This is a genomic window from Modestobacter sp. VKM Ac-2978, assembly GCF_026968025.1.
Taxonomy (GTDB): Bacteria; Actinomycetota; Actinomycetes; order Mycobacteriales; family Geodermatophilaceae; genus Modestobacter.
Genome location: NZ_JAPVBP010000001.1, coordinates 430,095 through 447,515 on the forward strand (window position 1 = coordinate 430,095; position 17,421 = coordinate 447,515).

Annotated in this window: 17 protein-coding genes; 8 read left to right on the forward strand and 9 right to left on the reverse strand. The window is 75.5% G+C overall.

Annotation, left to right across the window (positions count from 1 at the left end; genetic code table 11):
- Positions 1-120 precede the first annotated feature (120 nt).
- From O2W53_RS02030 to O2W53_RS02060, 7 genes are all read left to right on the forward strand, one after another.
- Positions 121-441, forward strand: coding sequence for a hypothetical protein (locus O2W53_RS02030; protein ID WP_269161376.1), 321 nt, complete (start codon positions 121-123; stop codon positions 439-441).
- A gap of 80 nt (positions 442-521) precedes the next feature.
- Positions 522-983 carry a hypothetical protein gene (locus O2W53_RS02035; protein ID WP_269161377.1) on the forward strand — a complete coding sequence of 154 codons (462 nt, stop codon included), beginning with the start codon at positions 522-524 and terminating at the stop codon, positions 981-983.
- A gap of 59 nt (positions 984-1,042) precedes the next feature.
- On the forward strand, positions 1,043-1,579 hold the full coding sequence (locus O2W53_RS02040) for a PadR family transcriptional regulator (RefSeq protein WP_269161378.1): 537 nt from the start codon (positions 1,043-1,045) through the stop codon (positions 1,577-1,579).
- Complete coding sequence (locus tag O2W53_RS02045) at positions 1,576-2,322, forward strand: ABC transporter ATP-binding protein (RefSeq protein ID WP_269161379.1); 747 nt, start codon at positions 1,576-1,578, stop codon at positions 2,320-2,322. Before O2W53_RS02040 ends, O2W53_RS02045 begins: the two co-directional genes overlap by 4 nt.
- Entirely contained in the window at positions 2,319-3,809 is a 1,491-nt protein-coding gene (locus tag O2W53_RS02050) for an FtsX-like permease family protein (RefSeq protein WP_269161380.1), read from the forward strand. The genes O2W53_RS02045 and O2W53_RS02050 overlap by 4 nt, the downstream gene beginning before the upstream one ends.
- A 57-nt stretch (positions 3,810-3,866) precedes the next feature.
- Positions 3,867-5,567, forward strand: a complete 1,701-nt coding sequence (locus O2W53_RS02055; RefSeq protein WP_269161381.1) for an ABC transporter — start codon at positions 3,867-3,869, stop codon at positions 5,565-5,567.
- Positions 5,564-7,156, forward strand: a complete 1,593-nt coding sequence (locus tag O2W53_RS02060) for a YfjP family GTPase (protein ID WP_269161382.1) — start codon at positions 5,564-5,566, stop codon at positions 7,154-7,156. Before O2W53_RS02055 ends, O2W53_RS02060 begins: the two co-directional genes overlap by 4 nt.
- Here O2W53_RS02060 and O2W53_RS02065 read toward each other — a convergent pair.
- The 6 genes from O2W53_RS02065 to O2W53_RS02090 form a co-directional block, all read right to left on the reverse strand.
- Positions 7,153-8,391, reverse strand: coding sequence for an MFS transporter (locus O2W53_RS02065; protein ID WP_269161383.1), 1,239 nt, complete (start codon positions 8,389-8,391; stop codon positions 7,153-7,155). The genes O2W53_RS02060 and O2W53_RS02065 overlap by 4 nt on opposite strands.
- Positions 8,392-8,506: 115 nt before the next feature.
- On the reverse strand, positions 8,507-8,911 hold the full coding sequence (locus O2W53_RS02070) for a VOC family protein (protein WP_269161384.1): 405 nt from the start codon (positions 8,909-8,911) through the stop codon (positions 8,507-8,509).
- A 43-nt stretch (positions 8,912-8,954) separates the two neighbouring features.
- Positions 8,955-10,448, reverse strand: a complete 1,494-nt coding sequence (locus O2W53_RS02075) for a precorrin-2 C(20)-methyltransferase (RefSeq protein WP_269161385.1) — start codon at positions 10,446-10,448, stop codon at positions 8,955-8,957.
- A gap of 37 nt (positions 10,449-10,485) precedes the next feature.
- Positions 10,486-11,106: a precorrin-8X methylmutase gene (locus O2W53_RS02080; protein WP_036333987.1), complete on the reverse strand. Its 621-nt coding sequence runs from the start codon at positions 11,104-11,106 to the stop codon at positions 10,486-10,488.
- Positions 11,106-12,326: a precorrin-3B synthase gene (gene cobG, locus O2W53_RS02085; protein WP_269161386.1), complete on the reverse strand. Its 1,221-nt coding sequence runs from the start codon at positions 12,324-12,326 to the stop codon at positions 11,106-11,108. The genes O2W53_RS02080 and cobG overlap by 1 nt, the downstream gene beginning before the upstream one ends.
- 65 nt (positions 12,327-12,391) lie before the next feature.
- Positions 12,392-13,105: a DUF4383 domain-containing protein gene (locus O2W53_RS02090; RefSeq protein ID WP_269161387.1), complete on the reverse strand. Its 714-nt coding sequence runs from the start codon at positions 13,103-13,105 to the stop codon at positions 12,392-12,394.
- A 133-nt stretch (positions 13,106-13,238) separates the two neighbouring features.
- Here O2W53_RS02090 and O2W53_RS02095 point away from each other — a divergent pair, with 133 nt between their 5' ends.
- Complete coding sequence (locus O2W53_RS02095; RefSeq protein ID WP_269161388.1) at positions 13,239-13,568, forward strand: tetratricopeptide repeat protein; 330 nt, start codon at positions 13,239-13,241, stop codon at positions 13,566-13,568.
- Between the two features lie 63 nt (positions 13,569-13,631).
- Here the strand turns inward: O2W53_RS02095 and O2W53_RS02100 are convergent, their stop codons facing one another.
- From O2W53_RS02100 to O2W53_RS02110, 3 genes are all read right to left on the reverse strand, one after another.
- Complete coding sequence (locus tag O2W53_RS02100) at positions 13,632-15,155, reverse strand: alkaline phosphatase D family protein (RefSeq protein WP_269161389.1); 1,524 nt, start codon at positions 15,153-15,155, stop codon at positions 13,632-13,634.
- A 250-nt stretch (positions 15,156-15,405) separates the two neighbouring features.
- Positions 15,406-16,767: an MFS transporter gene (locus O2W53_RS02105; RefSeq protein ID WP_269161390.1), complete on the reverse strand. Its 1,362-nt coding sequence runs from the start codon at positions 16,765-16,767 to the stop codon at positions 15,406-15,408.
- A complete protein-coding gene (locus O2W53_RS02110) occupies positions 16,764-17,369 on the reverse strand; it encodes a TetR/AcrR family transcriptional regulator (protein ID WP_269161391.1) in 606 nt (201 codons plus the stop codon). Before O2W53_RS02110 ends, O2W53_RS02105 begins: the two co-directional genes overlap by 4 nt.
- Positions 17,370-17,421: the final 52 nt, after the last annotated feature.

Consider the following 17,421-nt stretch of genomic DNA (forward strand, 5'->3'; position numbering starts at 1 on the left):
CGGTGACCGAGGGCCGAGGGAACGCCAGGAGCCGGCTCGTCCCCGGGGTGAGCACGAAGGGCGATCGACCCCGTTTCCGGTGGGGTACCGGAGCCCCGGTGGCGGGGCTACGGTCCGCGCATGGCGGTCCTCCTCGGGTGTGTGCTCGTGCTGGTCGGCATGGCGGTCGCGGTGCACCAGGCGCACCGGGCGACGAGCGCGGCGGGGCGGCCGCTCCGGCTGGGCGAGGCCTCGGCGGCACTGCCGGAGGGGTACCGCCGGTGGTCCAGCGTCGCCATCGCGGCAGCGCTGGTCTCCGGCACCCTGCTGCTCGGGCACGGGCAGCCGAGGTGGGTCTTCTACGTCGTCGTGGTGGGGGTCGCCGTGCTCACCCTGGTCGTGCAGGCAGTGGTCCTCCGGCTGGTGGCCCCGGCCCGTGGCCACGGCGGCACCCCGGGCTGACGGGTGGTGCGCTCCGGGCGTCGCCCGCCGCGGACTGTCGTACCCGCGGTGCACAGTGGGAGCGACGGAGGTGGTGCGCAGTGCTGGGAGAACCGCAGGCGGTCGATCTCGACCCACTGAGCCTGGAGAGCGCCCTGCTGCGGGCGGCGGTCGGTGACTACGCGGCCGAGGCGGCGGTGCTGCTGCTGGCCGAGTCCGGCCACTGGCTGCCCCGGCTGCAGGCCGCCGGGCTGATCGCCATCGCACTCGACGCCGACGCGATCGACGGCGGGCCGTGGGCCGCGGTCCAGTGGGCCGACCTGGACGGCGCGCTCCGCACCGGGGTGATCGGCGGCAGCGGCGGGCAGCTGCGGCTGTTGCGGGCGGCAGCGAGCCTGGCCGAGGGGCAGCCGGTCGACCTGGCCGACCTGACCGCGGGGCTGGACCGCGACGAGCTGGTCCTGCTGCTGGCCGCGGTGGCCCATGCGGCCGGCAGTCACGAGCACGACGACGGCGCCGGGGCGTCGGGCGGCCCGGTCGTGGCCTGGCCACGGCGCGACTGAGGCAGACACGCGCGTCCGACGTCTGGACAGCGACTAGTAACTGAGTGCATAGTCTGCCCATGGCGCTCGGGCACGTCCTCCTCGGCCTCCTCGCGCGGGGCGGACGGCACGGGTACGACCTCAAGCGGCAGTACGACGCACGGTTCCCGATGGCCAAGCCGATCGCTCCCGCGCAGGTGTACGCCACGTTGGAGCGGCTGCTGCGGGACGGACTGGTCGCCCCCGGGAGCACCGACCGGGGCGGCGGGCCCGACCGCACGTCGTACGAGATGACCCCGGCCGGGCGGCAGGAGCTCGACGCCTGGCTGGCCGAGGTCGAGGCGCCGACCCCCTTCGTCAGCAACCCGCTGGCGGTGAAGGTGACCCTCGCGCTGCTGGTCGCCGGGGACGACGCCGCGGCTGACTACCTGCAACGGCAGCGCGCGGCCCACCGGGAGCGGATGCGCGAGTACACCCGCGTCAAGACCGACCCCGACACCTCCCTGGCCGGTGTGCTCGCGGCCGACTACGCCCTCAACCACCTCGATGCCGACCTGCGGTGGATCGACACCGCCCTGGCCCGCGTCGCCTCCCTCTCCGAGGAGCTCCGACCATGACCTCCACACCCGAGGACACCAGCACCGACGAGGGCCTGCTGCTCGCCGGCCGTGCGCTGGTGCGCTCCTACGGCCACTCCCCGGCGCTGCGCGGGATCAGCGTGGGCACCGCACGCGGGGAGATCCTGGCGATCACCGGCCCGTCCGGGTCGGGCAAGTCGACGCTGCTGCTGTGCCTGGCGGGCATCCTGCGCCCGGACGCCGGCGAGGTCTGGTTCGACGGGCGCCGGATCGACACCGACAGCGAGGCCGAGCGGTCCCGGCTGCGGCGCACCCGGTTCGGCGTGCTCTTCCAGTTCGGCCAGCTGGTGCCCGAGCTGACGGCGGCGGAGAACGTGGCGATGCCGCTGCTGCTGGGCGGCGTCAAGCGACGTCCCGCCCTGACCGCCGCCGGCACCTGGCTCGAGCGCTTCGGGGTGGCCGACCTGGCGACGCACCGGTCGACCGAGATGTCCGGCGGCCAGGCCCAGCGGGTGGCGATGGCCCGTGCGCTGGTGACCGAGCCCGAGGTGCTGTTCGCCGACGAGCCGACCGGCGCGCTGGACACCCTGGCCGGGGAGCAGGTGCTCACCGAGCTGGTCCGGGTCACCCGGCAGGCCGGCACGACCGTGCTGATGGTCACCCATGACGCGAAGGTCGCCGCGTACGCCGACCGGGAGATCGTCATCCGGGACGGCATGGCCGACGAGGGCGCCCCGACCTCGGCCCTGCGGGGCGCGCTGGGCCGGGCAGGCGCCCGATGAGCAGCTCGGAGGACGCCGGGGCGATGCGCTGGTCGACCCTGCTGTGGCTGGCCACCGCCGGTGGCCGGGCCGACCGCACCCGGATCGCGCTGACCGCGGTCGGCGCCGCCGCGGGGGTGCTGGCGCTGCTCGCCGCCGCCACGGTCGCGGCCACCGGCGAGGGCGACGGGCCCTACACCAGCCAACTGCTCAACGAGACCGGGCTGCACATCGGCATCGTGATCGCCCTGGTGCTGCTCTGCGTGCCGGTGCTGGCGTTCACCGGCCAGTGCGCCCGGATCGGTGCGCCGGCGCGCGACCGGCGGCTGGCCGCCCTCCGGCTCACCGGCGCGACCCCCTCGGACGTCGCCCGGGTGGCCGCCGTCGAGACCGGGTTGGCGGCGGCCCTGGGGTCACTGATCGGCCTGGGGGTGTACCTGGTCGGACGGGTGCTGCTGGGGAACCCGGTGACGGCCACCTACGAGCGCAGCACCGAGATCTCGTCGAACGGCTACCTCATCGAGGACGTCACCGGCCCGGCACTGCGGCTGCCGACCGACGTCCTCCCGCCGGTCTGGCTGATCGCCCTCCTGGTCCTCGCCGTGCCGGTCGCGGCCACGGTCTTCGCGCTGGCCGCGCTGCGCCGGGTGACCACGACGCCGTTCGGGGTGGTGCGCAGCCAGCGGGTGCGGCCGGTCCAGGTGGTCCCGGCGGCCCTGTTCGTCCTCGGGGCCGGCGGCATGGCGCTGTTCGCAGGGCTGGTCCGGGTGGCCGGCATCGACGGGGGTGTGGGCCGGGTACCCGCCCTGGTGTTCCTGCTGTTGTTCCTCTGCACCGCGATCGGCATCGTGCTCGGGACGGCGGCCGTCTCCGCGCGGGTGGGGGAGTTCCTGGCCCGGCGCACCGGGCGACCCGCCCTGCTCATCGCCGGGCGGCGGTTGGTCGCCGCGCCCTTCGCCGCCAGCCGGAGCCACGCGGCCCTGCTGGTCGTCGTCCTGCTCGCCGCGGCCATCCAGGGCTTCCGGTCGCACACCCTGCTGTCCCAGCGGCAGAGCGGCAACGAGTTCTACGCCCGGGCCCTGGACACGGTGGACCTGGCCCTGGTCGTCGCCGGCGCCATCGCCGTGGCCGGCCTGCTGGTCGGCACCATCGAGGGCGTGCTGAGCCGGCGGCGAGCGGCGGCCGCGCTCGTCGCCGCCGGGGTGCCGCGGGGCGTCCTCGGGCGGGCGCTGTTGCTGGAGGTGCTGGTGCCGGTCGTGCCGGCCACGTTGCTGGCCACCGCCGCCGGCATCCTCGCCGCCCGTGGCGTGATGGGCACCACCGTGCAGGAGAGCATGTACTCCGCCACCGGGCGGGTGCTCCGGGTGGTGGAGACCGCCGTGCCCGTGCCCTGGACGGCGCTGGCGGTCATCGTCGGCGGGACGACGCTGGCCACGGCCGCCCTCACGCTGATCGCCCTGCCGATCCTGCACCGCAGCGCCGACCCGGGGGAGCTGCGCACCGCCTGAGCGGGGGCCGGGGACAGGTGAGGGGTTCGCGGTCGGCGTCCCGGGCAAGATCCGGGCATGACCACCCCGTCCGGGCTGCCCGACGCCCTGCAGCAACTGCGCGATCGGGTCGCCTCGGCACCGCTCGGCCTGGCCACCCCCGGCCGGGACACCGCCGCCCGCACCGCCCGCTCGGTCGTCGACCAGGTCGACGACTACCTGCTGCCCCGGCTGCGCGACCTGGACGCACCCCTGCTCACCGTGGTCGGCGGCTCGACCGGCGCCGGCAAGTCCACGTTGGTCAACAGCGTGCTGGGCGCCCGGGTCACCACTCCGGGCGTGCTCCGCCCGACGACCCGCGCCCCGGTGCTGGTCTGCGCTCCCGCCGACCGGGCCGCGTTCGCCGGCGACCGGGTGCTGCCCGGGCTCGCCCGCACCACCGGCGAGGGAGACGCCACCAGCGGCATCAAGCTCGTGGCCACCGATGCGTTGCCGCCCGGGCTCGCGCTCATCGACGCCCCGGACGTCGACTCGGTGGTCGAGGCCAACCGCGACCTGGCCGGTCAGCTGCTGGCCGCCGCCGACCTGTGGGTGTTCGTGACGACGGCGGCCCGCTACGCCGACGCCGTCCCGTGGGACCTGCTGCGCACGGCCCAGGAACGGGGGACCGCGCTGGCCGTCGTGCTGGACCGGGTGCCGCCCGAGGCGGTGGCGGAGGTGGCCGACGACCTGGCCGGGATGCTGCGCCGAGCACAGCTGGACAGCGCCCGGCTGTTCGTGATCGAGGAGCGGCCGCTGGTCGACGGCTTCCTGCCCGACGAGCAGGTCGCCCCGCTGCGGGGCTGGCTGCACGCGCTCGCCGCCGACCAGGAGCAGCGTGCCGCCGTCGTCCGGCAGACCCTGGCCGGGGCGCTGGGCAGCCTGCACGACCGGGTCGACGTCGTCGTCGCCGGCGTCGCCGAGCAGGCGGCCGCCGCCGAGGCGCTGCAGACCGCCGCGGACGCCGCGTACGCCCGGGCACGGGCGGCGATCGACGAGGGCGTCGGCAACGGCAGCCTGCTGCGCGGGGAGGTGCTCGCCCGCTGGCAGGAGTTCGTCGGCACCGGCGAGTGGATGCGCAGCCTGCAGGGCCATGTCGGCCGGTTGCGGGATCGGGTCACCGCCGCGTTCACCGGCCGCAGCAACCCCGCCGACGACCTGGCCGGTGCCCTGGAGTCCGGGGTCGAGCTGCTGCTGCGGGCCGAGGCCGACCGGGCCGCGGAGAAGACCGTCACCAGCTGGCGGACCCTGCCCGGCGGGATCGCCCTGCTCGACGGCCGGGAGACCGAGCTGGACGGCGTCTCGCCGTCGTTCGCCGGCGCCTCCGCCGACGAGGTGCGGGACTGGCAGGGCACGGTGCTGGAGCTGGTGCGCAGCGAGGGCGCGGGCAAGCGGTCGCGGGCCCGGCTGATGTCCTGGGGGGTCAACGGCGCGGGTGCGGTGGTGATGGTCGCCGTCTTCGCCTCCACCGCCGGGCTGTCCGGCGCCGAGGTGGCCATCGCCGGCGGCACCACCGCGGTCGGTCAGCGGGTGCTGGAGGCGGTGTTCGGGGACGCCGCGGTGCGCGAGCTGGCCGCCCGGGCGCGGGCCGACCTGGACGCCCGCGCCGCGCGGCTGCTGCGCGCCGAGCAGCACCGCTTCGACGTGCTGCTGGAGGACGTCGCCCCGGCGCCGGGCGCGGACGTCGAGCTGCGGTCGGCGGCGCAGGCGCTGGCTGCTGCCCACGGGGCCCGCGCGTGAGGCTCGGGAGGCGTGGCGAGCTGTCCCTGACCGACCGGCTGGCCGCCCTGCGCGAGGCGGTGGAGGTCGCCGAGGGGCGGCTGGAGGTGCCGGAGGTCGCCAGCGCCCGTGCCCTGCTGGCCAAGGCCGGTGCCCGGGAGGCGCTCGGCGACGCCACCGTGGTCGCGCTGGCCGGGGCGACCGGGAGCGGGAAGTCCACCCTGTTCAACGCGCTCAGCGGCAGCGAGGTGAGCACGCCGGGCGTGCGCCGGCCGACCACCGGCGTCGCCCACGCCAGCGTGTGGGGGGAGCACGGGTCCGACCGGCTGCTGGACTGGCTCCAGGTGCCCCGCCGGCACCGGGTCGAGTCGGGTGACCCGGCGCTGGACGGGCTGGTGCTGCTCGACCTGCCCGACCACGACAGCGTCCGGCTGGAGAACCGGCTGGAGGTCGACCGGCTGGTGGAGCTGGTGGACGTGCTGGTGTGGGTGCTCGACCCGCAGAAGTACGCCGACGCCGCGGTGCACTCGCAGTACCTGGCGCCGCTGGCCGGGCACGCGGGGGTGCTGGTCGTCGTCCTCAACCAGGTCGACCGGCTGGACGAGCCGGCCGCCCGCGCCTGCCTGGCCGACCTGCGCGGGCTGCTGGACCGGGAGGGTCTCGGGGCGACCCCGGTGCTGCCCACCGCGGCCCGCACCGGCGCGGGGCTGCCGGAGCTGCGCACCGAGCTGGCCCGCCGGGTCGCCGCCCGCCGGGCGGCCACCGACCGGCTGGCCGCCGACGCCCGGGCCGCTGCCGGTGCGCTCGCCGAGCACTGCGCACCCGACGCCGGCCCGGACCGCAGCCGTGACTCCGACGAGTGGGCAGGGCTGACCGAGGCGCTCGCCGACGCCGCCGGGGTGCCGGCCGTGGTCACCGCGGTGGAGCGCTCGGCCCGCCGTCGCGGCGCCGCGCACACCGGGTGGCCGTTGCTGCGCTGGACGGGCAAGCTCCGGGCCGACCCGCTGGGCCGGCTGCACCTGGGCAACGAGGCGGCCCGCAGCTCACTGCCCCAGGCCGGGGCCGTGCAGCAGGCGGGCGTGGGGGCGGCGCTGCGCCGGGCGCGGGACTCCGCCGGCCACGGGCTGCCGCAGGCCTGGCGGGACGAGCTGCGCCGCACCGCCGAGTTCTCCGAGGACCGCCTCGCCGACCGGCTGGACCGCGCGGTCACCGGCACCGACCTCGGCCCGGACCGGACGCCGCTGTGGCAGCGGGCGGTCGGCGGGCTGCAGTGGCTGCTCGTGCTGACCGCGCTGGTCGGCGCGTTGTGGCTGCTCGGGCTGGTCGGCCTGGGGTTGCTCCAGCTGGACGACGTCGTCCCGCTGCCCCGGGTCGAGGGCATCCCGCTGCCGACGTTGCTGCTGGCCGGGGGGCTGCTCGCCGGGTTGCTGCTGGCGCTGCTGACCCGGCCACTGGTGCACGTCGGCGCCCGGAGACGGGCCAGACAGGTGCGGCGGCGGTTGCTGGACCGGGTCGGTGAGGTGGCCGACACGGAGGTGGTCGAGCCGCTCACCGAGGCCCGCGAGGACCACACCCGGTTCTGCGCGGCGGTGACCCGCGCCGGCAGCTAGTCGAGGGCGGCGGCGGGAGCCCGGTGCGCGGGCTCCACGACCGGGGTGGCCGGCCGCCGGGCGTGCAGGGCCAGGCCGCCCACCGCCAGCAGGGCCAGCACGATGACGACGACGCCGTACACCTGCGCCGTCCGCTCCAGGCCGATGCGCCCGGCCGCCACCCCCGCGGCGATCGCCGGCACGCTGAAGGCCAGGTAGCTGGCGGTGAAGACCGCGGACAGCAGGGCGGCCCGCTGCCCGGGGGCGACGCCCTGGGTGACGGTCGCCATCGCGCCGAGGAACGCCGCCCCGAAGCCGAAGCCGGAGACCACCGCGGCGACGAAGAACAGCGGGAGCGAGCCGGTGGTCAGCGCGGCCACGGTGCCCGCCACCCCGACGGCGAAGACCAGGGCACCGACGACCATCGACCGGGCCGGCGCCACGGTCCGCATGGAGAGCGAGCCGACCAGGCCGGTGCCGTTGAGCGCGAGGATGACCAGGCTGCCCACGACGTGGTCCTGCACCTCGAAGACGCCGGCCACCAGCGACGGGCCGAGCGAGGCGTAGAGCCCGCCCAGCGCCCAGGTGGCGACCAGGCAGGGCAGGACGACGACGAACGCCCGGCGCTGCGAGGCGGGCACCTGCACGCTGGGCCGCAGCGACCGCGCGGCGCCGGGCAGCCGGGGGGAGGACTCGGGCAGGAAGACCCACACCCCGGCGGCGGCGGCCAGGCAGAGCACGGTGAGGGCGCCGAAGACCCAGCTGGTCGGCGCGGGCAGGAACTCGACCGCCAGCCCGGCGCTCACCGCACCGACCGAGAGCCCCACCGCGGGGGACGCCGAGTTGACCAGCGCGCCCAGCGGGCGGTCCGGGCGCTGCAGGTCCAGCAGCGCGGCACCGAACGCGCCGGTCAGGGCCCCGGTGGCCAGCCCCTGGACGATGCGGGCCAGCAGCAGCCACTCCACCCCGTCGGCGGTCAGGAACAGCACCATCGAGACGGCCTCGAGCAGCAGCGCGACGGCGAGCACCGGGCGGCGTCCCACGTGGTCCGAGAGCGCCCCGACCACCAGCAGCGACAGCAGCAGCGCGAAGGCGTAGACGCCGAAGACGACGGTGATCAGGCCGGAGCCGAAGCCGAACTCCTCCGCGTAGACCCGGTACAGCGGCGAGGGCACCCCGGAGGCGGCGAGCATCAGGGTCAGCAGCACCGCCACCGACCAGAAGGCGGCGGGCCGGCTGAGCTCACGACGGGGCACGAACCGATGCAAGCACCAACGAAGCCCTGCTGTTCCACGGAGGGGCCGGAGTCGCGACTTCGGCCCCTCCATCGTCACGCGACGCGCTCGCCGTCCGGGGTGGCGGGCCGACCCGTCACGTCGGGCTGTCCCAGGTGGTCAGGCAGAACGGGTGACCGGCCGGGTCGGCGTACACGGAGCAGTGGTCGTCGTTGGGCTGGAACTCGTACTTCTTCGCACCGGCCGCCAGCACCCGGACCTCGGCCGCGTCCCGGTCCGTGACCAGGAGGTCCAGGTGCGACTGCATCGGCACCGGACCGGTCGGCCAGGTCGGCGGGGTGTGCGCGGGCACGGTCTGGAAGTCGATCCGTCCGCCCGGACCGTCGACCCGCGCCCACCCCTCGTGCCGCACGACCACCGCACCGCCGGTGATCTCGGCGTAGAACGCGGCCAGTGCGCCGGCGTCCGGGCAGTCGAGGGTGACCGAGTTCAGCCGGATCGAGTCGTCCCGGACCTCGCCCACGTCGCGTTGATCGTCCATGCCGTGAGGACCTCCCCAGTGGGCGGAACTCGTCGGTCCTCCGTCAACCCGGGTAGCGGCGGCTGGTGAAGACCTGGCCGGACGGCGTCACCCGGGTCTGGGTGGAGCCGATCATCACCAGGCAGCGCATGTCGACGGACTCGGGGTCGAACTCACCGAGGGTGGTCACGGTGACCGACTCCGCCGCGCCGCCGACGTCCCGGCCGATGACGACCACGGTCTCCGGCTTCCTGACCTCCAGCAGCGCCTGGTGTGCCTCGCCCAGCTGGTGCGGCCGGGCCTTGGAGCGCGGGTTGTACAGCGCGATCACCAGGTCGGCGGCGGCCGCGTGGCGCAGCCGGTCGAGCACGACGTCCCAGGGCTTGAGGACGTCGGACAGCGAGATGATCGCGAAGTCGTGCCCGAGCGGCGCCCCCACCCGCGACGCGACCGCCTGCGCCGCGGTGAGCCCGGGCAGCACCCGGACCTCCACGTCGGGGAAGTCCTCCGCCGCCACCTCGAGCACCGCGGCGGCCATCGCGAACACGCCGGGGTCGCCGCTGGAGACGACGGCCACGCGCCGTCCGGACCGGGCCAGCTCGAGGGCGTGTGCGGCGCGCTCGGCCTCCACCCGGTTGTCGCTGGGGTGCCGGGTCTGCCGCGGGTTCGCCGGCACCCGGTCCAGGTAGGGGCCGTAGCCGACCAGGTCGTCGGCGCGGGCCAGCGCCTCGGCGGCCTCGGGCGTCGTCCAGCTGCGCTGCCCGGGGCCGAGGCCGACCACCACCACCTCGCCGGTGCGCACCTCGGTCTCACTGGCCTGTTCCGGGCCCGGGACCGGCCCGGTCAGCTCGCTGGGCAGCAGCGCGAGGGAGAAGTAGGGGACGGTGTCGGGGTCCACCTCGGCCAGCGGCATGGTGCGTTGCTGGGCGGTCGTCGCCCGCTCCACGTAGTAGGCGCGGTCGAGCACCCCGGCGGCCTCGAAGGCGTCTCGGACGTTGCGGAACGTGCGGCCGAGCTTCATCACCGCGGCGGAGTCGGTGGTCGACAGCCACTCGGCGAGCTCGTCGGACGGCAGCGTGCCGGGCAGCACGGTGAGCACCTCGTCCCGCTCCACCAGCGGCCGGCCGAGCACCGCGGCCGCGCCGCTGACACTGGTGACCCCCGGGACCACCTCGGTCGGGTAGCGGTGCGCCAGCCGCTTGTGCATGTGCATGTACGAGCCGTAGAAGAACGGGTCGCCCTCGGCGAGGACGACGACGTCCCGGCCGGCGTCCAGGTGCGCGGCCAGCCGGGCGGCGGCGGCCTCGTAGAACTCGTCGATCGCGCCCTGGTAGCCGCCGGGGTGGGCGGTGGTCTCGGTGGTCACCGGGTAGACCAGCAGCTCCTCGACCTGCCCCTCGCGCAGGTACGGCGCGGCCAGGGCCCGGGCGACCGAGCGGCCGTGCTGGGCGGCGTGGAAGGCGACGACGTCCGCCGCGCCGATCAGCCGGGCCGCCTTGACGGTCACCAGCTCCGGGTCGCCCGGCCCCAGCCCGACCCCGTACAGCCGCCCCGTCACCGGTGCCCCCCGTCCACCACAATGGCCATTTTGGTGGTCATTCGGCGGTGCTCGCGATCGCGTTGACGGCGGCGGCGGTGATGGCGCTGCCGCCGCGCCGGCCGCGGACGGCGAGGAACTCCAGGTCCGAGGCGGCCAGCGCCTCCTTGGACTCGACCGCACCGATGAAGCCCACCGGGATGCCGATGACCGCGGCCGGGCGCGGGGCCCCGTCGCGGACCATCTCCAGCAGGTGGAACAGCGCGGTGGGGGCGTTGCCGATCGCGACGACGGCGCCGTCCAGCCGGTCGCCCCACAGGTGCATCGCCGCCGCGGTGCGGGTGGTGCCCATCTCCCGGGCCAGGTCGGGGGTGCGCGGGTCGTTCAGGGTGCAGACGACCTCGTTGAACGCCGGCAGCCGCTTGCGGGTCACGCCGGAGGCGACCATCTGGGCGTCGCACAGCACCGGGGCGCCGGACTCCAGCGCCTTGCGGCCGGCCAGGACGACGTCGGGGGAGAAGGCCACGTCGGCCACCAGGTCGACCTGCCCGCAGGCGTGGATCATCCGGACGGCGACCTGGGCGACGTCCTCGGGCAGGCCCGACAGGTCGGCCTCGGCGCGGATGGTGGCGAAGGACTGCCGGTAGATCTCGGCGCCGTCGTGCTCGTAGGAGTACATCAGTCCTCATCGATCCAGAGTTCGTAGCCGGACGGCGTCGCGACGACGTCGACGACCCCACCCTGCGGTCGGCCGCAGCGACGCTCGCAGCCGGCCCAGTGCTGTCGGGCGCCGCCGGCGGGCAGCGTCCGGGTGGAGACGGCGGTGACCGCGTCGGCGCGGACGTCGGCCAACGACTTCGCGCAGCCCGGGCGGCCGGCGCAGGTGGTCACCTGCAGCCAGGGACTCGCCTCGTCGAACACCATGCCGGTGCGGAACAGGTCGACGGCGGCGTCATCCACGGCGTCCTCGGCCAGGTCGGGCACGACGACGCTGCGCCAGGGGGTCAGCTGCACCTCGTCGGCCAGCCGGGCGAGCAGGTCGGCCTGGTCGGCGCTGAGCCGGCCCAGCGGGACGACGCCGATCAGCGCCGTCCGGCCGTCGACCTGCGTCGCGGCCCCGACCGGCCCCACCACCGCCGCCCCCGGCACCTCCACCGGACCACCGAAATGGCCATTTTGGTGGTCGGGGTGGTCGGGGTGGTCGGGGTGGTCGAGGCGGGTGGCGACGCGGGTGGGGCCGTCGGCGAGCTCGGTCAGGCGCCAGGCGGTCGAGCCCTGGGCCGTGCGCTCGGCGAGGAAGGCGCGGGCGGCGTCGAGGGCGAGCGGCACCGCGTCGGCCGGGGAGCAGCGCAGGCCGGAGTCGACGCCGCCGAGGAGCAGGGCCACCGAGTCGGCGGAGAGGGCCAGCAGGCCGACGTCCCCACCGTGACCGGCGACGTCGCCCCGGCCGTCGTCCAGGGTGAGCAGGAAGCGGCCGGGCAGTTCGGCCAGGGCCGGGTCGGCGCAGAGGCCGGCGTCGAAGGCGGCGATCCACGGCCGGACGTCGACGTGCCCGTCCTCGGTGCGCCCGGAGAGCGTGCTGGCCAGCACGTTGCGCACCCGCTCGTGCGTGGCACTGGGCAGCAGCCCCACGGCGGCCAGCCGGTCGCCCAGCTCGACCTCCGCGCCGGACGGGAGGCCGCGCAGCTGCAGGTTGCCCCGGCTGGTCAGCTCCAGGTGCCCGTCGCCGAGCTCCCGGGCAGCCGCCGCCAGCGCCCGCAGCTGCGCCGCGCTGATCGCCCCGCCCGGCACCCGGACCCGGGCCAACCCGCCGTCGGCGGCGGCATGGGTCTGCAGGGCGCCGGGGCAGGCGTCGGCGCGGTCGCGCGGAGGGGAGACGGAGGCACCGGATGAGGACATGGCGCTCGCGAGGCTACTTCCCGATGGCCCCGGTGCACCGGGGCCATCGGACCGGTCCTGCTGGATCAGGTCAGCGACGTCCGGTCGAAGGACATCCAGACCCGCCGCCGGTCGGCCCGGGTGCGCACCTTCGCCATGGCGTCGACCCGCTGCTGCTGCTCGGCGGTGGCGCGGTGCTCGACGACGGCGAGCTCGGCCTGTCGCATGTCCCGCTCGGCCGCCTCCTCCGCCGGGGTCTGCGGCAGCTGCGGGTCGGTGTCCTCGGAGGACACCTCTGGGCCGGTGTCCTCCCGGTAGGGGCTGTCGGCCGGCAGGTTGCCGCTCACCCGGCCGTAGGCGCCCAGGATCAGCAGCACCAGCCCGGCGCCGATGGAGAAGATGACGTTGGCCATCGAGAACGCCAGCAGGTTGAGGTCGCTCTCCAGGACGGCCAGGTTGGCCAGCGCCGAGACGAGGAAGAGCGTGCCGATCACCAGCATCGTGTTCGAGGCCGGGCGGGGCCCGAGGAACGCGGTGACCACCAGCACCAGCGCGGTGACCACAGAGATCGTGGAGAGCAGGCCGTTGGAGGAGAGGCCGGCCACCTCGCCGCCGTCGGTGGAGAAGTAGGCCAGCCCGTCGGCGAAGCCGAGGATGCCGAAGGCGAGCAGGACCAGGGCCACGACCACCGCGCCGACGCGCTGCACGGTGTAGACCACCGACCCGCCGCCCTCGTCGGTCTGGTTCGCATCGTCCGACCGGTTCGGCCGACGGTCTCGCAGGTTCTCGCGCACGCCCATGGGTTGCCTCCGTCGTGTGGATGACCAGACACCGGGGCTTCGTCGGTGACGGCTCGGACGGATGCGCCCTGTGCGCGACACGCCGGGAAGAGCCGTGGGGACGGCGCTGTTACGGGCCGGTGGAAGGAGCGTCATGACCCAGCCGTACGAGATCGACCTGCACTCGGAGTACCTGCGCGCGGACCTGTTCCTCGCGATGGGGCAGCCCGCGGAGGCCGCCCGCGTCCTGGAGGCGGTGGTCGCTGCCGAGCCGGACAACCAGGCCGCCCTGGAGCTGCTGGCCCGCAGTTGCTTCGGTTCCGCCCAGCTCGGCCGCGCCGAGGACGCGCTGGCCCGGCTGGTGGAACTGGCCCCGGCCAACGGGTGGGCCCGCCGCGCGCTGGCCCGCACCCTGGAGCGGCAGAGCCGCGGTGCCGACGCCGCCGTCCACCACCGGGTCGCCGACGCGCTCGGCGCCGCCTGACGGCCCCGTCCCGAGGCTCGCCCCCAGCTCGCGCGGGGTGAGCCTCGGGACGGGGGTCCTCCGTCAGGCCGGCGTCAGGTCGGTCGAGTGCAGCACCGCTCCGGCGACGTCGCGCAACTGGACCGTCATGACCCCGCTGTGCCCGTCGATCCGTACGTGGCCGAGGAACTGGAGGCCGGCGCTCGGCGGCTGGTTCGGGGTGTCCGCGGCGCGGGACCAGACCACCTGGGGGCCGAAGGTGCCGTCGAGGTCGTTGGGTCCGAACGTGCCGGCGTGCAGCGGGCCGCTGACGAACTCCCAGAACGGGTCGAAGTCGGAGAACGAGGCCTTCTCCGGGTCGTAGAAGTGGGCCGCGGTGTAGTGGACGTCGGCGGTCAGCCACACCACGTTGCGGACCCCGCGGCGCTTCAGCTCCGACAGCAACCACGCCACCTCGAGCTCCCGTCCTGCCGGCCCGCCGGGAGCGTGGTTGGCGATGGCCTCCTGCGCGACCTCGCCGTCGGGCACCACCACGCCCAGCGGCATGTCGGAGGCCACCACCTTCCACAACGCGCAGGAGGCGGCCAGCTGGTCGGCGAGCCGGGTGAGCTGGTCGGCGCCGAAGATCCGGGTCTCCGGCCCCTCCGTCGCCAGGTTGGCGGAGTTGGGTCCGCGGAACGAACGCAGGTCGAGCGCGAAGACGTCGACCAGCGGGCCGTAGGGGAGGACCCGGTCGATCCGGCTGCCGGAGAGCGGCATGTACTCGCCGAACGCCTGGCGGGCGCGGGCGGCGAGGGTGTCGACGTCCTTGACCGTGTACCTCGCGTCGGGGCCCGTCGTCCCGAGGACCTCGCCGGGGTACCAGTTGTTGGTCACCTCGTGGTCGTCCCACTGGACGAACTGCGGCACCTGGGCGGCGAACCGGCGCACGTTGTCGTCGATCAGGTTGTAGCGGTACTGACCGCGGTACTCGTCCAGGGTCTCGGCGACCTTGCTCTTCGCCGGGGTGACCACGTTGCGCCACACCGTGCCGTCGGGGAGCTCGACCCGCTCCTCCAGCGGCCCGTCGGCGTAGACGCTGTCGCCGGAGTGGATGAAGAAGTCCGGGTCGAGGAGGCGGACGGACTCGAAGCCGGTCATGCCCCCGAGGTCGGGGTTGATGCCCCAGCCCTGCCCGGCGACGTCGCCGGACCACGAGAAGCTGACGTCCCGGCGGTCGGCCGGGGCGGTGCGCAGCGTGCCCAGCAGGGGCTCGCAGGCCGGGCCGTGCTCCCCGACGAACCGGACGCGGTAGAACAGCTCGGTGCCGGCCGGCAGGCCACTGAGCGCCACCTTGCCGGTGAAGTCGGTGTCCGGGCCGACGTCGACCCGCCAGCGGCCGCGCCGGCCGCGGAAGTCCTCGGTCCCGGCGACCTCGACGAGCATCCGGGCCGGCCGGTCGGTCTTCGACCAGATGATCCCGGACGTCGCGGTGACGTCGCCGCTCTGCACACCCCACGACGTGGCGGGCCGGTCGAACCGCTGAGCCGGCGCGGCGAACGCCCGCGGTGCCGGACCGAGCAGTGCGCCGGCGCCGGCAGCACCGCCGACGACGGCGGCGGCCTGCATGAGCTGCCGTCGGGAGAGCGGTCGTGCCGGAGGTGGAGCGGGCGAGGTGCGTGGCTGATCGGACATCGGTGGCCCCCTGGGTTCCGCGCTGGTGGTGGAACCGTGGGCCGTCGAGGAGGCGGCCGGACCACGGGTCGGCGACCGGCAGGCGAGGACCGCGTGAACCGGCCGTGGCGGGCCACGACACGGCGGCGCGTCGTGCTCGCCCGTGCCCGTGTTCTCCCGATCGGGGGACGCGCCCCGCTGCGGCTCAGGTCCGGGCGGAACGCCGCCGGGACGCGGCCAGGGTGAGCACCGCGACGACGACCGCCAGCGCCAGCGCCGCCCCGATCGACGGCCGCACCCCCGCGCCCAGGCTGGTGCCCAGCGAGTAGGTGCCCGCACCGAGCAACGAACCCATCACCACGGCGGTGGTCTCGGCGAAGGCGACTGCGGTGGCGACCGCGGCCACCCGGTCGGGCGCCAGGTCGTCGAAGGCCTGCGCGGTCAACCGTGGGTAGGCCAGCCCCATGCCGAGGCCCGCCACTGCCCAGGCAGCGATGAGCAGGGCCAGCGCAGGGGCGGGGGAGAGCAGTCCGCTCTGGGTGAGGCCGACGGCGGCCAGTGCCGGGCAGAGGGCGGCGATCCCGAGGGTGGCCGGGTCCGGACGGCGTCCCGGGCGCGGTGGTCGTGCACCGGCCACGGACCACGTGACCAGCCCGGCCGCGATCGCCACGGCTCCCGCGACCACACTCCGGTCCAGCCCCTCGACGACCGCGAGCGGTACCAGCCCGTCGGCGGTGAAGAAGGCGACCACCAGGCCGGTGAAGCAGATCAGCACCCAGGTGCGCGGGCGGTCACCAGCGGTCGCCTGGTCGAACACCCGGATGCTCCCGGCGGCGGCCAACAGGAGGCCACCGGCCAGCAGCGGGATGCCCCAGCGGCCGCTCCCGCTGGCCAGGGTGGCCAGCACCAGGCCGGCGACGACGAGCAGCCCGACGCCGACCGCGACCGTGCGGCGTCCGGTGCGCCACGGGATGAGGTCGACGTCCCGGCCCATCAGCGCGCGGGCGACGATGACGACCGCCGCCGGCCAGGCCATCGCCCAGCGCCAGTCGGTCCAGACGGCGATCGCCGCGTTCAGCGGTGGGCCCACCAGCGAGGGCAGCAGCCAGACCAGCGAGAACAGCCCCATGACCCGGGGTCGCAGCGCGTCGTCGAACAGGCCGCCGAGGGCGCTGAGCCCGAACGCGGCCAGCAGTCCGGCGGCCAGCCCGCGGACGGCGCTGCCGGCCAGCAGCCAGCCCATCGCCGGTGCGGTGGCCGACATGATGACGCCGACGACGTAGAGCAGGGTCGCCACCAGCAGCGTGGTCCGTGGGCTGAGCCGGGCGGTCAGCCCGGAGCCGGTGGCGAGCACCAGCACGGAGACCAGCGTGCCGGCCGCGAGGGTCGCGCCGTAGAGCCGGCTGCCGTCCAGTTCCCGCGCGGCGAGCGGGAGCACGGTGGCGTAGGCGATCCCCTGCACGGCGGCGGCGAACTCGGCCAGCAGCAGGGCGAACAGCAGCCGCCCGCGGCGGCCGGCGAAGACCGCCCGCAGCGAGGTGTCGACCGGGGTCTCGGCGTCGGTCATCGGCCGTCGAAGAGTTGGTCGAGGTGGTGGCGGAGGACGGCGGATGCGGCGTCCCCACCCCGCTGACCGCCGATGACGCTGGCGCCCAGACCATTGGTGAGCGCGAGCAGGACAGCGGCCACGTACCCGGCGTCCTCGCCGGCGGCGATCTCCCCGGCCTGCTGCGACAACTCGACCTGCCGGGCGAGCAGGCGTTCCAGCGCAGCCGGGTCGTGCGCCTCGTGCCGCGCGGCGAGGCCCGGATCGGTGAGCACGAGGGCGTAGAACGCGTCGTAGGTCGTCCGGATCGCCCGGCTCTCCTCGTCGGTCGGCAGCACTCCGAACAGGACTGCCTCGATCACCTGACGCGGGGACGGCGGCTTCCCCAGCCCCTCGAGTCGCGCTTGCACGCGTGCCGTCAGCCGTTCGCCGAGGTAGGGGAGCGAGCCGAGGAGCAGTTCGTCCTTGGTGGAGAAGTAGTACTGGACCAGGCGCAGCGACACTCCGGCCTCGGCCGCCACCTCCCGCATGCTGGCCGCCTGCAGGCCGCGGGTGGCAGCGATCCGCAGCAGCGCCTCGGCGATCTGCCGACGGCGCTGCTCGTGGTCGACGCGGGTGGGCACGGGCTCCTCCTCCGACTGGCGCTGCCGGGCATTGTGGCGCACCAGGCGGTCT

Coding starts and splice junctions, on each gene's coding strand:
- O2W53_RS02030 (WP_269161376.1), top strand. CDS start 121: ATGGCGGTCCTCCTCGGGTGTGTGCTCGTGCTGGTCGGCATGGCGGTC.
- O2W53_RS02105 (WP_269161390.1), bottom strand. CDS start 16,767: ATGACCGACGCCGAGACCCCGGTCGACACCTCGCTGCGGGCGGTCTTC.
- O2W53_RS02040 (WP_269161378.1), top strand. CDS start 1,043: ATGGCGCTCGGGCACGTCCTCCTCGGCCTCCTCGCGCGGGGCGGACGG.
- O2W53_RS02080 (WP_036333987.1), bottom strand. CDS start 11,106: ATGTACTCCTACGAGCACGACGGCGCCGAGATCTACCGGCAGTCCTTC.
- O2W53_RS02050 (WP_269161380.1), top strand. CDS start 2,319: ATGAGCAGCTCGGAGGACGCCGGGGCGATGCGCTGGTCGACCCTGCTG.
- O2W53_RS02055 (WP_269161381.1), top strand. CDS start 3,867: ATGACCACCCCGTCCGGGCTGCCCGACGCCCTGCAGCAACTGCGCGAT.
- O2W53_RS02070 (WP_269161384.1), bottom strand. CDS start 8,911: ATGGACGATCAACGCGACGTGGGCGAGGTCCGGGACGACTCGATCCGG.
- cobG (WP_269161386.1), bottom strand. CDS start 12,326: ATGTCCTCATCCGGTGCCTCCGTCTCCCCTCCGCGCGACCGCGCCGAC.
- O2W53_RS02095 (WP_269161388.1), top strand. CDS start 13,239: ATGACCCAGCCGTACGAGATCGACCTGCACTCGGAGTACCTGCGCGCG.
- O2W53_RS02100 (WP_269161389.1), bottom strand. CDS start 15,155: ATGCAGGCCGCCGCCGTCGTCGGCGGTGCTGCCGGCGCCGGCGCACTG.
- O2W53_RS02090 (WP_269161387.1), bottom strand. CDS start 13,105: ATGGGCGTGCGCGAGAACCTGCGAGACCGTCGGCCGAACCGGTCGGAC.
- O2W53_RS02045 (WP_269161379.1), top strand. CDS start 1,576: ATGACCTCCACACCCGAGGACACCAGCACCGACGAGGGCCTGCTGCTC.